The following is a 206-nucleotide window of genomic DNA, read 5'->3' as shown; positions in this document are numbered from 1 at the left end:
ACGATTTTAAAAGATTTTTAAATTACTATTCTATATACTCTCACCTCTTTATACACACCCTTATAGTATAACCAATCGGGGAGTGTTGCTACTACTGTAAAACCTACTTTCTGAAAAAGGCTGTTACTGACTTTATTGTCGGCAGGTATATAAGCTACCAATTGGTGTATATCTAAATAGCTTTTCACGTGGGCAATTAGTGCCGT

Annotated in this window: 1 protein-coding gene; it reads right to left on the bottom strand. The window is 35.0% G+C overall.

The window, feature by feature from the left end:
- Positions 1–17: 17 nt before the first annotated feature.
- A partial coding sequence (locus tag HMPREF9441_RS18855; protein WP_008623636.1) for a GNAT family N-acetyltransferase occupies positions 18–206 on the bottom strand: 189 nt, incomplete at its 5' end.

Source organism: Paraprevotella clara YIT 11840, assembly GCF_000233955.1.
Lineage (GTDB): Bacteria > Bacteroidota > Bacteroidia > Bacteroidales > Bacteroidaceae > Paraprevotella > Paraprevotella clara.
This window is presented reverse-complemented; position numbering and strand designations above follow the sequence as displayed.